This is a genomic window from Amycolatopsis sp. NPDC058340, from assembly GCF_042723975.1.
GTDB lineage: Bacteria > Actinomycetota > Actinomycetes > Mycobacteriales > Pseudonocardiaceae > Amycolatopsis.
Map to the genome: position 1 here is coordinate 23697 of NZ_JBHXIB010000071.1, position 13344 is coordinate 37040.

The 13344-nt window shown below is 67.2% G+C and carries 14 protein-coding genes; 5 read left to right on the forward strand and 9 right to left on the reverse strand.

Going from position 1 to position 13344, the window contains the following annotated elements:
* The first annotated feature begins 140 nt into the window (after window positions 1-140).
* The 3 genes from corA to ACFWIW_RS39240 all read left to right on the forward strand — a co-directional run bounded on the left by corA (window position 141) and on the right by ACFWIW_RS39240 (window position 2896).
* Entirely contained in the window at window positions 141-1229 is a 1089-nt protein-coding gene (gene corA / locus ACFWIW_RS39230) for a magnesium/cobalt transporter CorA (protein ID WP_378373123.1), read from the forward strand.
* Between the two features lie 177 nt (window positions 1230-1406).
* Entirely contained in the window at window positions 1407-2054 is a 648-nt protein-coding gene (locus tag ACFWIW_RS39235; protein ID WP_378373124.1) for a metallophosphoesterase, read from the forward strand.
* Window positions 2051-2896, forward strand: a complete 846-nt coding sequence (locus ACFWIW_RS39240) for a chromosome partitioning protein ParB (RefSeq protein WP_378373125.1) — start codon at window positions 2051-2053, stop codon at window positions 2894-2896. The genes ACFWIW_RS39235 and ACFWIW_RS39240 overlap by 4 nt, the downstream gene beginning before the upstream one ends.
* A gap of 58 nt (window positions 2897-2954) precedes the next feature.
* On the opposite strand, the gene ACFWIW_RS39245 is transcribed toward ACFWIW_RS39240, so the two are convergent.
* The gene (locus ACFWIW_RS39245; RefSeq protein ID WP_378373126.1) at window positions 2955-4481 is read right to left on the reverse strand and encodes an MFS transporter; all 1527 of its coding nucleotides are present in this window, start codon (window positions 4479-4481) and stop codon (window positions 2955-2957) included.
* Between the two features lie 122 nt (window positions 4482-4603).
* On the opposite strand from ACFWIW_RS39245, the gene ACFWIW_RS39250 reads away from it, so the two are divergent.
* Window positions 4604-5284, forward strand: coding sequence for a TetR/AcrR family transcriptional regulator (locus ACFWIW_RS39250; RefSeq protein WP_063271980.1), 681 nt, complete (start codon window positions 4604-4606; stop codon window positions 5282-5284).
* Between the two features lie 283 nt (window positions 5285-5567).
* Here ACFWIW_RS39250 and ACFWIW_RS39255 read toward each other — a convergent pair whose 3' ends face one another.
* Window positions 5568-6494, reverse strand: a complete 927-nt coding sequence (locus ACFWIW_RS39255; protein WP_378373127.1) for a hypothetical protein — start codon at window positions 6492-6494, stop codon at window positions 5568-5570.
* Between the two features lie 199 nt (window positions 6495-6693).
* Here ACFWIW_RS39255 and ACFWIW_RS39260 point away from each other — a divergent pair, with 199 nt between their 5' ends.
* Window positions 6694-6894, forward strand: coding sequence for a PspC domain-containing protein (locus ACFWIW_RS39260; RefSeq protein WP_378373128.1), 201 nt, complete (start codon window positions 6694-6696; stop codon window positions 6892-6894).
* Here the strand turns inward: ACFWIW_RS39260 and ACFWIW_RS39265 are convergent, their stop codons facing one another.
* The 7 genes from ACFWIW_RS39265 to ACFWIW_RS39295 form a co-directional block, all read right to left on the reverse strand.
* Window positions 6895-7656 carry an NPP1 family protein gene (locus tag ACFWIW_RS39265; protein WP_378373129.1) on the reverse strand — a complete coding sequence of 254 codons (762 nt, stop codon included), beginning with the start codon at window positions 7654-7656 and terminating at the stop codon, window positions 6895-6897.
* A gap of 345 nt (window positions 7657-8001) precedes the next feature.
* On the reverse strand, window positions 8002-9180 hold the full coding sequence (locus ACFWIW_RS39270) for an ABC transporter ATP-binding protein (protein WP_240595522.1): 1179 nt from the start codon (window positions 9178-9180) through the stop codon (window positions 8002-8004).
* Between the two features lie 3 nt (window positions 9181-9183).
* The gene (locus ACFWIW_RS39275) at window positions 9184-10026 is read right to left on the reverse strand and encodes a carbohydrate ABC transporter permease (RefSeq protein WP_034313318.1); all 843 of its coding nucleotides are present in this window, start codon (window positions 10024-10026) and stop codon (window positions 9184-9186) included.
* Window positions 10026-10976: a carbohydrate ABC transporter permease gene (locus ACFWIW_RS39280; protein ID WP_378373130.1), complete on the reverse strand. Its 951-nt coding sequence runs from the start codon at window positions 10974-10976 to the stop codon at window positions 10026-10028. The genes ACFWIW_RS39275 and ACFWIW_RS39280 overlap by 1 nt, the downstream gene beginning before the upstream one ends.
* A complete protein-coding gene (locus ACFWIW_RS39285) occupies window positions 10973-12295 on the reverse strand; it encodes an ABC transporter substrate-binding protein (RefSeq protein ID WP_378373131.1) in 1323 nt (440 codons plus the stop codon). The genes ACFWIW_RS39280 and ACFWIW_RS39285 overlap by 4 nt, the downstream gene beginning before the upstream one ends.
* 225 nt (window positions 12296-12520) lie before the next feature.
* Complete coding sequence (locus ACFWIW_RS39290; RefSeq protein ID WP_016331463.1) at window positions 12521-13036, reverse strand: general stress protein; 516 nt, start codon at window positions 13034-13036, stop codon at window positions 12521-12523.
* A 198-nt stretch (window positions 13037-13234) separates the two neighbouring features.
* On the reverse strand, window positions 13235-13344 hold a 110-nt coding region (locus ACFWIW_RS39295), incomplete at its 5' end, for an acyl-CoA dehydrogenase family protein (RefSeq protein ID WP_378373132.1).

Sequence of the window (13344 nt, forward strand, 5' to 3'; positions counted from 1 at the left end):
CGTTTCCGCCTTCACATCTCGCCGGATCCCCACCTGGCAGGGCTGACGAAACCGGGAACGCTGGCCTAGCCGAGCGGCCCCCCGACCGCTTGGCCCGTCGTCTTCGCGCACCAACGCACGACGTCTGCCCAGGAGATCCCATGCCTGCCATTCCCTCGCTCGGCGGCCTTCGCGGCCGGAGCAACGGCCGCGCCAAGAGCGTCCCCGAACGCCCGCTGCCCGTCCCCCTTTCGGCGTACGTCGTCGATTGCGCGGTGTACGTGGACGGCAAGCGCCTGCCCGGCCGCTGGACGCACGCCGAGGCCATCAAAGAGGTGCGCAAGCGGCACGCCGGGTTCGTCTGGATCGGCCTGCACGAGCCCGACGCGGTCCAGATCCAGGGCATCGCGGACACCTTCGGGCTGCACGAACTAGCCGTCGAAGACGCGCTCGAAGCACACCAGCGGCCCAAGCTGGAGCGCTACGACGACACGCTGTTCATGGTGCTGAAGACCGTCCGGTACGTCGAGCACGAGTCGCCCGCGACGGCGAACGAGATCGTCGAGACCGGCGAGCTGATGGCCTTCCTCGGCCGCGACTTCGTGATCACCGTGCGGCACGGGAACCACTCGGGGCTCGCGAGGCTGCGCCGCGAACTCGACCAGGATCCGGAGCGGCTCGACCTCGGGCCGTCCGCGGTGCTGCACGCGATCGCGGACCACGTCGTCGACCACTACCTCGACGTCACCACCGCGATCGAGTCGGACATCGACGAGATGGAGACGCACGTCTTCGCGCCGCGCTCCAAGGTGAGCGCCGAGCAGATCTACTTCATGAAGCGCGAGGTGCTCGAACTGCGCCGCGCGGTCATGCCGCTGGGCACCCCGCTGCAGCGGCTCGCCGAGGGCTACACGCGGCTGATCCCGGACGAGGTCCGCTCCTACTTCCGCGACGTCTCCGACCACTTGACGACCGTCGCGGAACGGGTCTCGAACTTCGACGAGCTGCTGACCACCTTGGTCGACGCCACGCTGGCGAAGATCACGCTCCAGCAGAACACCGACATGCGCAAGATCACCGCGTGGGCGGCGATCATCGCGGTCCCGACGGCGCTCGCCGGCATCTACGGGATGAACTTCGACTACATGCCGGAGCTGCATTGGCGGTTCGGCTACCCGGTGGCGATGACGGTCATCTTCGGCGTCTGCATCCTGCTCTACCGAATATTCAGGAAGAACCGCTGGCTCTGACCTCTTCCCGCTTTCGGTAGTACCTGGAGTTCCCCATGCCAAGGATCCTGACCAACCTCAAGTTCTGGGCGCTGGCCTTCTGCCTCGTCTGGCTGGGCATCGTGATCGCGATCATCGCCAAGGACCCCGCCTTCGCGCACGGCACCAAGTAGCGCCGCCGGGCTTACCCTGGAGCGCATGAAAGCGCTGGTGGTCGCGGACGAGGTCGACGAGCGGCTGTGGACGTCCGCCGTCCGCAACCACCCGGCCGACCTCGTGATCGGCGCCGGCGACCTGCCGTACGGCTATCTCGAGTTCCTCGCGAGCGCGCTCGATGTGCCGTGTGTGTTCGTCCCCGGCAACCACGACCCCGACCTGTCCGGCTACACCCGCTACGGCGGACTGTCCATGAAGGACGGTTTCCCCACGGTGTGGCCTGGGCCGGCGGGCGGGGTGAACGCGGACGGCCGGATCGTCGACGTCGGCGGGCTCCGGTTCGCCGGGCTCGGCGGCTCGGTCCGCTACAACGACGGCCCCAACCAGTGGACGCAACGCCAGCAGGCGCGGCGTGCCAGGAGGCTGGTACGCCGGGCCCGGTTCCGCCGCTGGCGGGACGGGCGGGACGTCGATGTCCTGCTCACGCACGCACCGCCGCGGCACTGCGGGGACCGCGAGGATCCGCCGCACCGCGGATTCGACTGTCTCCATCGCACGATCGAGTCGCTGCGGCCGAAGTGGTTGCTGCACGGGCATATCCACCCGCACGGTGAACCCGTGCCGGACCGGGTGGTCGGCGGGACCACGGTACGCAACGTGGTCGGGCACCGGATCATGGAGTTCGTATGAAGGACACCGGTTTTCCCCGTGCGGACGCGGAACACGACTTCCTCCGCGCGCGACGGCGTCAGGTGCTGTCACGGCTGGCGAACTGGCTGCGCCGTGAGCCGGACGACGTCAACATCATGCTGCCGTTCCACGAGGTGGTCGACGCGCTCGGCTATCTCGGCGAGCGGAAGATCGGGGCGCGGGTGATCCGGCTCGACTCGATCGTCGGCAGCGTGGACCGCGGCCGTGACTTCGATCGTCGCTTCCGCCCGACGTCCGGGCGGGTGCGCGAACGCTGGGAACGGCTGGCGCTCGCCACCCGGCGCGGCGAATCGATCCCGCCGATCGAGGTGTACCGCGTCGGCGAACTGCATTTCATCATCGACGGGCACCATCGCGTCTCCGTCGCGCACGCGATGCGACTGTCCACAATAGAGGCGATGGTCACCGAGGTGCGGACCAAACTGGACCCGAGCGGGATCCGGTATCGCGGCGACCTGATCGTCAAGGACTACCGGCGGCTGTTCCTGGAACGCGTCCCGCTTTCGGGGCACGCGCGGGCTTCGGTGGTGTTCACCGATCCGTGGGACTACGCGCGGCTCGGTGAGCACGTGGAGGCGTGGGGCTTCCGGCTCATGCAGGACGAAGGCACGTACTCGGACCGCGCGACGCTCGCGCAGCGGTGGTTCGACGAGGAGTTCGTGCCGGTGGTGGCGATGCTGCGGCAGGCGGATCTGATCGGCGCGCGGACGGACGCCGAGGCGTATCTGTGGGTGGCTTGCGAACGGTACCGGCTGATCCGGACGCACCGATGGGACGACGAGGTCTTCGAAGCCGTGCGGTCGCAGTCGCGGCCCACCTAGGTACATGAAGGCCCCCTTCCTGTACTAGGCGCAAGGAAGGGGGCCTTCATGTACTTGGCTACATGTGCACCGCGACCGGTGCAGCATCCGAAGAGGCGCCTTCGGGAGCCTTCGCCGGAGCACCCGACCGCAGCAACAGCCCGCAGATCACCGCACCGATGACGAAGATCCACCCGCCCCACACGAAAGCGGTCGTGTAACTGTGGACGGCGGCTTCGGCCGCGAGTTGCGCCGAAGGCACCTTCCCGGCCGTGAACGACGTCGCCGCGTTACCGGCCAGCGTGCTCAGCAGCGCGGTCCCGATCGAGCCGCCGACCTGCTGCGCGGTGTTGACCGCCGCCGACGCGACACCCGCGTCGTGCGTGTCGACGCCGAAGGTCGCGACGCTCATCGCGGGCGCCATGGCGAGGCCGATGCCGACACCCATGACCATCAGCGGGAACAGCACCCCGCCCGCGTAGGTACTGGTGGTGTCGATGGCCGAAAGCCAGAACAGCCCCGCCCCCGCGATCAGCATTCCCAGTGACACCAACGGTTTCGCGCCGAACTTCGGCAGCAGCACGGCCGTGGCCGAGGTCGCGCTGGCCATCAGGGTGGCCACCATCGGCAGGAACGCGACCCCGCTCTGCACGGGCGTGAACCGGAGGTTCAGCTGGATGTAGAAGGTGAGGAACAGGAAGATCGAGAACATCCCGATGGCGAGCAGGAACATCGCGAGGTACGAGCCACCGCGGTCGCGGTCGAGCAGCACGCGCAGCGGCAGGAGCGGATGCGAGACCCGCTGCTGGATCACCACGAACGCGGCGAGGAGCGCGACACCGACGGTGAGGAAACCCCACACCGAGATCGAGGACCACGAGTCACGCTCGGCGTTCGCGAAGCCGTAGACGAGCGCGAAGAGACCGGCCGACGCGGTGATCGTGCCCGGGATGTCGAGCTTCGGGCGCGGGCCGTCGGTCTCGGAGTTCTTCAGCAGCACGGCCGAACCGGCGAACGCGATCACCGCGAAGATGATGTTGACGTACATCGACCAGCGCCAGTCGAGGTACTCGGTCAGCACGCCGCCGAGCAGCAGGCCGATCGCCGCGCCGCCACCACCGATGGCGCCGAACACGCCGAACGCCTTGCCGCGTTCCTTCGGGTCGGTGAACGTCGTGGTCAGCAGCGAAAGGGCCGCCGGAGCGAGAAGCGCGCCGAAGACACCCTGTGCCGCGCGGGCGACGAGCAGCATTTCGATGCTGGTGGCGGCGCCACCGATCGCGGACACGATGGCGAAGCCGGCGAGCCCCACGAGGAACGCGCGTTTGCGGCCGAAGAGGTCCGCGAGCCGCCCGCCCAGCAGGAGCAGGCTGCCGAACGCGAGCGCGTACGCGGTGACCACCCATTGGCGGGCGTCGTTCGAGAACTGAAGGTCCTGCTGCGCCGACGGGAGCGCGATGTTCACGACGGTGGCGTCGAGCACCACCATCAGCTGGGCGAGCCCGATCATCACCAGGATCAGCCATCTCCTGGCGTGGTGCGGGTTGGTGTGCTGCGCGGCCGCGTCCCCCGGCGGCGTGGCGACAGCGGTGGATGAGTCAGACATACGGGCGGTTTCCTCACCGATAGTGACGAAGAAGCTATGTGGAGTAGGTATCTCCCCTTTCCGCGCCCAAGGTACACAAGAAGTGGAGAAGTGTCCTCTACTTCGTTTGTTAAGCTGGACGAATGGCTCGGGACCTCGCTCCCGCCGCACCGGCGCGGCCGCTGCGGCGCGACGCTGAACTCAATCGGCAACGCATCATCGCGGCGGCACGCGATGTCTTCGGCGAGCGCGGGCTCGAAGCGACGCTCGACGACGTCGCGCATCACGCCGGCGTCGGCGTCGGCACCGTCTATCGCCGCTTCCCCAGCAAGGAACACCTGGTCGAGGCGATGTTCGTCGACCAGTTCGAGACGATCCGCGAGTTCGCCGAAGAAGCGCTTCGCGCCGAAGACCCGTGGGAAGGCTTCGCGGACTTCACCTGGCGGGCGGCCGAACTGCACGCCGGTGACCGCGGGTTACGGGAAGTCATGCTGTCGAACGTCTTCGGCCAGGAGCGCGTCGCCGAGGCGAAATCGCGCATGGTGCCGTTGATCACACAGCTCGTCGAACGCGCTCAGGCGGCGGGCGTCCTGCGCGCGGACATCGTGCCCACGGACATGCCGCTGCTGCACCAGATGATCGGCTCCGTTATCGAGTTCACGCACGGTATCCAGCCGGACCTGTGGCGCCGGTGCCTCGCGATGCTGCTGGACGGCCTGCGCGCCGAACCCGGCCGCGCGACCCCGCTGCCACATCCGCCACTGGACGTCGAGGCACTGGAAGAAGTCATGTGCTCCTTCCGCCTGCCCAAGCTGCGCTGCTGACCCCGCGTTTCGTCCTCTGAATGCGGCGACTTCGCGTGCTTGGAGGCGGAACACACGTGATTGGGGCCGTAACTCGCGTGCTTGAGGGCGTAACTCGCGTGTCCAGGCGGACGCCACGCGCCGAACCCGGCGTCCCGCGAGTTACGCCTCCGATCACGCGAGTCACGCCCCGGATCACGCGAGTCACGCCTTCGGGCACGCGGCCTGGGGCGGGGACCACGCGTTTCGTCCTCTGGATGCGGTAGTTGCACGCGCAAGGACCGCATCCAGAGGACGAAATGCGTCAGGGGAGCTTCGGGAAGACGGCGGCGGCGACCTCCCGTGCCGCCGCGCAGGTGGCGTCCTCCGCCGCCCCGTCGACACCGACCACGGAAAGCGACGCCTGTTCGACCCGATCCGGGGTGCCCGGGATCGGCCGGTGCGTGGTCACCTGGCAGAACGCGCCGGAAGTGGTGACCTGGGCCTGCCGCCCGCCCAGCGCCTCAGTCGCGCCCGGCGTGGTGTCCGCGCCGACGGACAGCGAGAAGCTGACCTTGCCGCGGATGCAGTTGTGCCCGGACAGCGCCGGGGCCGGTTTGGTCTCCGCCCCGGCGGCGGCGTCGAGTTCGTGCTGGTCGAGCAGCGCGCACGGGGCGACGCGGCCCCACGAGCGCTGGTCCAGGGTCAGCCGCCCGACCTTGCGCGCGGCGATCACCCCGGCCGCGCTGCCGACCGTCGCGTCGGCGGTCCGGCAGCGGTCGGCCTGGTCGGCCGGGGCCTTGTCGTCGGAGGTGACGGTGATGGACAGCCGGATCCCGTCGGCGAAGGTGAGCAGCCGCGTGCAGGCGGTGTCCTCGTTGAACGTCGACTGCTGGACGCTGATGCCTTCCGGCAGCGGCCCGGCGTATTCGTACGGCTGATTGTTCGGATCCTGCCCGGAAGTGATCGGGCCGGTGGTCACGGTGTAGCGATTCGCGCCTTCGACGAATTCGAGGCGGCAGAACTCGAAAGAGGTCAACGGCGGTTTGACCGCGTTTCCGCCGCCGATCACTTTCCGCTGGTCGACAAGGCTGCAGTAATCGAGCGACGAGTATTCGCCGAGCGCCTCGGAAGCGGTCAAGGCCTCGTCGCCCGCCGTGGTCGGCGAAGGCGTCACCGCCGGTTCCGGCGTGGCACAGGCCGCGGCGAGGAACAGGCCGCAGAGTACTGCGCTCAGTCTCTTCGGGGGCACCGGAGCAGTATCGTCAAAAGATCCGGAAACACCACCCCCTACGGGCGAACAACACAGGGCTCGCCACGTTTTCCCAGGTGGGTGCTTTACCTCGATTTCACGCCCTTAGGGGTGCGTTTCGTTCCGCGGTGGGATGCGGCCGGGCCGCCGCACGACGAAAATGGGTTTCACACACAGTGATGACAGAGAGGGAAGACCCGTGACGAACCCCGTAGCCGCCCGCCTGACCCGACCGCGCCAGGGCCGCATGATCGGCGGCGTCTGCGCCGGTCTCGCCAAACGTTTCGGCACCACGCGGGGCAAGGTCCGCCTGCTCGCCGTGCTGTCCTGCCTGCTGCCCGGCCCGCAGTTCATCGTCTATCTCGTGCTGTGGCTCGCCCTTCCCGAGAGCGAGTACTGATCAAGCGTTGGGATCGAAGGGGATGCCCGCCGGTTTGGCCTTCCCCAGGTTGTACTCGAACGAGCCGTCCTTGATCGCCAGGCTCGCGCTGCCGAAGTCGGCGCGGACGAGCGTGTCACGGACACCGGGCGGGAACCCGTCCCAGCTGACGAGGTCCGGGTACTGCCAGGCGTTGTAGTGGTTCTCCGGCGGCTCGGTCGCGCTCGCGATGCGGAAGCAGTGGGTGCTCGCGCCGTCCTTGTGATAGACGATCTTCGGGTGGGTCCCCTCCCAGGAGACCTTCGAGCGGTCGTAAGTCGAGTAGTTGCCGTGCGCGGACGTCGAGACGTACCGGGCTTGGCCCTCGTTGACCCAGACGACGACATGTTCGATGTCGTGCCGATGCCCGCAGCAGTCGATGAGCGGGACGGCTTGGTCCTTCTCGAAGTACAGGTCGTAGAGGTGGGCGCACCAGCCGTTGTTGCACTTCGACCGGGCGTAGGAGTTGGTGTTGTCGAGATCCGACCGGTCGCGGCACTGACCGTTGAGGGCTCCGGAGTTCTTGAGTCCGGTGGCCACCGCGCCGGTGGGCGAGATCGCGGGGGTCGGGTAGCAGCCGTCGGTGTCGTAGTCGAACGCGGGCTGCCAGGTGCGGTCGGCCTCGGTCGCGTTCGACGGCAGTGCCTGTGGGGGTTCGGCCCACGCGACGGCCGGAGCGAGCGTGGTGATGAGAACCGCTCCGACGAGGCCCTGCAGGAGACGGCGGGTCAGCTTCTTCGGCAAGGCAGGCGCCCTTCTCTCGGTACCGGCAGGATTCCCGATCACCCCAAGAGACGTAAACCGCCGAAGGTGGGGAAGCGCGTGAATGGCGCACACGCGTGATCGGACAGCGAACTCACGTGATTGGAGGCGGAACTCACGTGATTGGGGGCGGAACTCGCGTGATTGGGCGGCGAACACGACCGAGGCCGGACCGCACCGAGTCTTCCGCCTCGAGACACGCGAGTTACGGCTTCAATCACGCGAGATACGCCCCCAATCACGTGAGTTACGCCTAGCGCACGTGTTGCGCGTGAAGGCCCCCTTCCCTCGGCTGAGCCGAGGGAAGGGGGCCTTCACGGAGGCGACCTAGTCGGTGTAGGTCAGGTTCTTGCCGCTGGCCCCGTCGAACAGCTTGATCTTGTCCGCGTCGAACCACAGCTCGACGTTCTGGTTCTCCGCCGCGGAAGAGGCCGCCGAGAGGCGGGCGACGATCTGCGACTCGGAGCCCGGAACGTCCGAGGAACCGCTGTCGGCGGCGAGATCCGCGAGGTCGGACGACGACGCGGCCTCCCCTTCGACCGAGAAGTGCGCGAACTTCTCCGAACCCATCGACTCGAGGACGTCGACGTGGGCGGTGAACGTCGCACCCTGACGGGCGGCGGCGTCCACCAGCGCGGCGTCCTCGAAATGCTCCGGCCTGATACCGACGATGACCTCGCGCGGCGCGTCGGCGGCTTCGACCAGCTGCCGCACCCGGTCGGTGAGCGGGATGTCGCCCAGCGCACTGCGGGCGGTCCCGTTCTCCAGGGTGGCGGGCACGAAGTTCATCGACGGGCTGCCGATGAAGCCGGCCACGAACAGGTTCGCCGGGTTGTCGTAGAGGAACTGCGGCGACCCGATCTGCTGCACGTAGCCCGCCCGGAGCACGACGACCCGGTCGCCGAGGGTCATCGCCTCGGTCTGGTCGTGCGTGACGTAGAGCGTCGTCGTGCCCAGCTGTTTCTGGATCTTCGACACCGAGGTCCGCATCTGGCCGCGGAGTTTGGCGTCCAAGTTGGACAGTGGCTCGTCCATCAGGAACGCCTTGGGGTTGCGGACGATCGCGCGGCCCATCGCGACACGCTGCCGCTGCCCGCCGGAGAGGTTCGCCGGCTTGCGGTCGAGATGCCCGGTCAGATCGAGGATCTGCGCCGCCTCCTCGACCTTGGCCCGCACCGTCCGGTCGTCGACCTTGGCCAGCCGCAACGGGAACGCCATGTTCTCCCGCACGCTCATATGCGGGTACAGCGCGTAGGACTGGAACACCATCGCGATGTCCCGGTCCTTCGGCGCCTTCTCGTTGACGCGCTGTCCGTCGATACGCAGCTCGCCGGAGGAGATGTCCTCCAGGCCCGCGACCATGTTCAGGGTCGTGGACTTCCCGCAGCCGGACGGGCCGACCAGGATGATGAACTCACCGTCGGCGATCGTGATGTCCACTTCGGACACCGCGAGGGCGCCGTCGGGGTACTTCTTGGACACTTTTTCGAGAACGATTTCAGCCATGGGTCAGCCCTTCACCGCACCGGACGTCAGCCCCGCCACGATGCGACGCTGGAAGAACAACACGAACAGGATGATCGGGACGGTGATCACCACGGCGGCCGCGGAGATCGTCCCGGTCGGGTCTTCGAACTGCGAGGACCCGGTGAAGAACGACAACGCCGCCGGGACCGTGCGCGAGGCCTCCGTCGAGGTCAGCGAGATCGCGAACAGGAAGTCGTTCCAGCAGAAGATGAACACCAGGATCGCGGTGGTGAACACCCCCGGTGCCGCCAGGGGCGCGATCACCTTCCGGAACGCCTGCGCCGGCGTCGCGCCGTCCATCTTCGCCGCCTTTTCCAGCTCCCACGGGATTTCCCGGAAGAACGCGGAAAGCGTGTAGATCGACAGCGGCAGCGCGAACGTGATGTAGGGCAGGATCAGCCCCGGCCACGTGTCGAACAACCCCAGCTCACGTTCGATGTTGAACAGCGGCGTCACCAGCGAGACCTGCGGGAACATCGCGATCAGCAGCGACATCCCGACCAGCACCTGCTTGCCGGGGAAGTCCAGCCGCGCGATCGCGTACGCCGCCATCGTGCCGAGGACGACCGCGATCACCGTCGCGATGATCGCGATCCCGATCGAGTTCACCAGCGCCCTGATGAACTCCGTGGTCTCGAAGATGTCCGCGTAGTTCTGCCACGTCCATTCCGACGGGATGAAGTTCCCGTCGTCCAAGGTCTCCTTGGTCTTGAACGAAAGCGAGACCACCCAGAGCACCGGGAACAGCGCGAACACCAGCACGAGGATGTCGACGAGACCCCATTTGAACTTGCGGCCGGGAGTGACCGCTCCACCGATCGCCATCAGCGCTTACCCCCGTTGTCGCTACCAGGCGCGGCCGTGCCGAACACCTTGATGAAGATGAACGCGATGATCGCCACCGTGATGAAGATCAGCACCGCCATCGTCGACCCGATCCCGAGGTTCAACCCCTTGACCAGGTTGTTGTAGGTCTGCATCGACACCGACGACGTGTCCTGCGCGCCGTTGGTGAGCACGAAGATGTTGTCGAAGATGCGGAACGCGTCCAGCGTGCGGAACAGCAGCGCCACCAGGATCGCCGGCTTCATCACCGGCAGCATCACCTTGGTGAACCGCTGCCACGCCGTGGCACCGTCCATCGACGCGGCCTTCAGCAGGTCGTCCGGGACCAGCGCCAGCCCCGCCATCAGCAGCAGCGCCATGAACGGCGTCGTCTTCCACACCTCGGCCAGCACGATGATCGCCAGCGAAGGCCAGTATTCGGTCAGCGGCGCGCTGTCCGGGAAGAACAGGTTGGCGAGGTAACCCGTGTCCGGCGTCCAGGCGTAGTACCAGGAGAACGCGGCGACCACGGTCACGATGCCGTACGGGATCAGGGCGACCGTCCGCACGAGGCCCCGGCCGACGAGCGTCCGGTGCATGATCAGCGCCAGGCCCATACCGAGGACGAACTCGATCACCACCGAAACGATGGTCAACCCCATCGTCGTCCCGAACGCCGTCCACCAGTAACCGTTGGACAGCACCGCGATGTAGTTGTCGAGGCCGACGAACTCCTGCTGCGCCGGGAACCTGAGGTCGTAGCGCTGCAGGGAGAGCCAGATCGAGTAGACGATCGGGTACCCGGTGACCGCGATCATCACGATCGCCGCCGGGGCACACAGCCACAGCCCGAGCCTGCGCTCGGCCTTCTTTCCTTCGCTGAGAACGGGTTTCGCCTTCTTGCCCGGTTTGCTCGCGGTCGCCGAACCGGCGGTCTCCTGCACGGTCACGGGATCACTCCCTTCGACTGGAGCGCGTCGGCGAGCTGTTCCTTCAGCTGCTCCGCCGTTTTCTGCGGATCGATTTCGGAAGGCGGGGAAAGCACCTTCGACAACACCGTCGAAGCGTTCTGGTACGCCGGGGTCAGCGGGCGGACCGCCGCGTCCTTGAGCGCGTCCAGGATCGTCTCCCGCATCGGGTACTTCGTTTCCATACTCGGGTTGTCGTCGCTCTGCGGCGCCGTCGCGTCGAGCGGCAGCGTGTCCGTGTAGAGCGATTCGATCGTCGGCGGGACGCCGTCCTTGAGCGCGGAGAACTTCTGGTTCTTCGCGCTGCGCAGGCACAGCGCGACCTCGGTGGCCTCTGCCTTGTGCTTCGAGGTCGAGCTGACCGCCAGGTTGTAGCCACCGATCGTGGTCTTGGCGGGCTTACCCGCCTCGAACTGCGGATAGGTGGTCCACTTGAAGTGCTTCAGCTCGTCCTTCTTCTCCTTGGCGTAGGAGGCGTAGACGAACGGCCAGTTCAACTCGAAGGCGGCGTTGCCGCGTTGGAAGGACTGGCGGACCTCGTCCTCCTTCGAGTTGGTCAGCGACGGGTCGGTGATCCCGGCCGTGGTGACCTTCTTGAGCATCTCCAGCGCCTTGACCGCGCCCGCGTCCATCACGACCGATTTACCGTCGTCGGAAAGGATCTTGCCGCCCGCGGACTCGACGAGCGTGTTGTAGATGACGACGAGGCCCTCGTATTGCGCGCCGGTGAACACGACGTTCGCCGGTTTGCCCTGCGCCTTGAGCGCCTGCGCCTGCTGGATCATCTCGTCCCAGGTCTTCGGCGGCGTCGGCGTCAGCCGGTCGTCGTACCAGAGCAACTGGACGTTGGTGTTCTTGGTCGCCGCGTAGAGTTTTCCGTTCCACGTGGCGGTTTCGAGCGGTCCTGGCAGGACACCCTCGGTCGCCTCCGCCTTGGCCTCGCCCGTCCATTCGTCGATCCAGCCCGCCTCGGCGAACTCCGAGACCCACGTGACGTCCAGCCCCAGTACGTCGAGCGAATCGTCCCCGGCGGCCAGGCGGCGCACCATCTGTTCCCGCTGGCCGTCGGCCGGTCGCGGGAGCTTGTTGTAGACGACCTCGTACCGCCCGCCCGAAGCCTTGGTGCAATCGTCCACAACGGACTGGAAATTGTCTTCGGGCGCGTAGTAGACGTTGATCTTCAGTCCGGCATCCGAACCGCAGCCCGCCAGCAGGCCGACCGTCAGCGCTGTCGCGCCGAGTAGCGAGCCGGTGCGGCCTGGTGAGCGGCCCCTCCGGCTCGCGCTCATCCTCTTCCCCATGAGGCCTCCTCACCCGCGCACGCCTGGGGAACGGCGGCACTAGGACGCGTTGGAGAAGCCCGCGCGCCAGCACCCCGACGTGCTAGTGCTCGGGCGGACACGCTGGAGTACGCGACCGCCCGACTGGTGTTGTGCAACCTATTCCGGGCGATCACCGCCCGCAAGCAGTATCGGTAACGATTCAGCGGACCGCACGACGAACAGGTGAACGAGTACCGCCGAATGTCATCCGGTGGGGCGGCCGCCCAACGCCAGCTGGGCGAGCAGCTCACGGCCCTGTTCGGCCGAACGCGGCTGGCACAACACGTCGTAGCGGCCGGCGACCAATTGGCTCGCGGAGGAGAAGTCGCGGCGGGACATGCTGTAGCTGATCGCCGCGAAGACCGTCCACGCCAGGATGCCGAGCACGAGCCCGCCGATCATGGGCTGCCAGGCGAAACCCTGGTTGTTGAACATGCCGAGCAGCAGCCCGATGATCAGGCCGAACCACGCGCCGGACACCGCGCCGGTGCCCAGCACCCGGCCCCAGCTCAGCCTGCCGACGACGCGCTCGACGAGCATCAGGTCGACACCGACGATGGTCACGTCGGAGACCCCGAACTCCTTCTCCGCGAGGAAGCCGACGGCTTGCTGGGCTTCGCCGTACGTCGCGTAGGAACCGATCGGCCAGCCGGTAGGCGGTGTCGGCAGCCTGGGCAGCCCACCGGCGGCCCGGCCGCTTCCGCCAAAGGGAGCACTCACGTAATCACCTCTCGCCCGTCCTGGTCCATCTTCTCAAGGACGGGCGAAAGGCGCGAACGTGAGCTGAAGGACGCCTTCACCGCGTAGATCCAGGCTGGGCGCGCAGCGTCTCCGTTGAGGGTGGCGGCGGGGGCATGGATGGAGCGGCGAAGGGAGCTTTCACCGCATGAGACGCGGTGAAAGCGTCCTTCAGCTCCTTCAGGAGCGGGACTTGTATTCGCGGAGCAGGCCGCGGCTGATGATGGTCTTCTGGATTTCGCTGGTGCCTTCGCCGATGAGCAGGAACGGGGCCTCGCGCATGAGGCGTT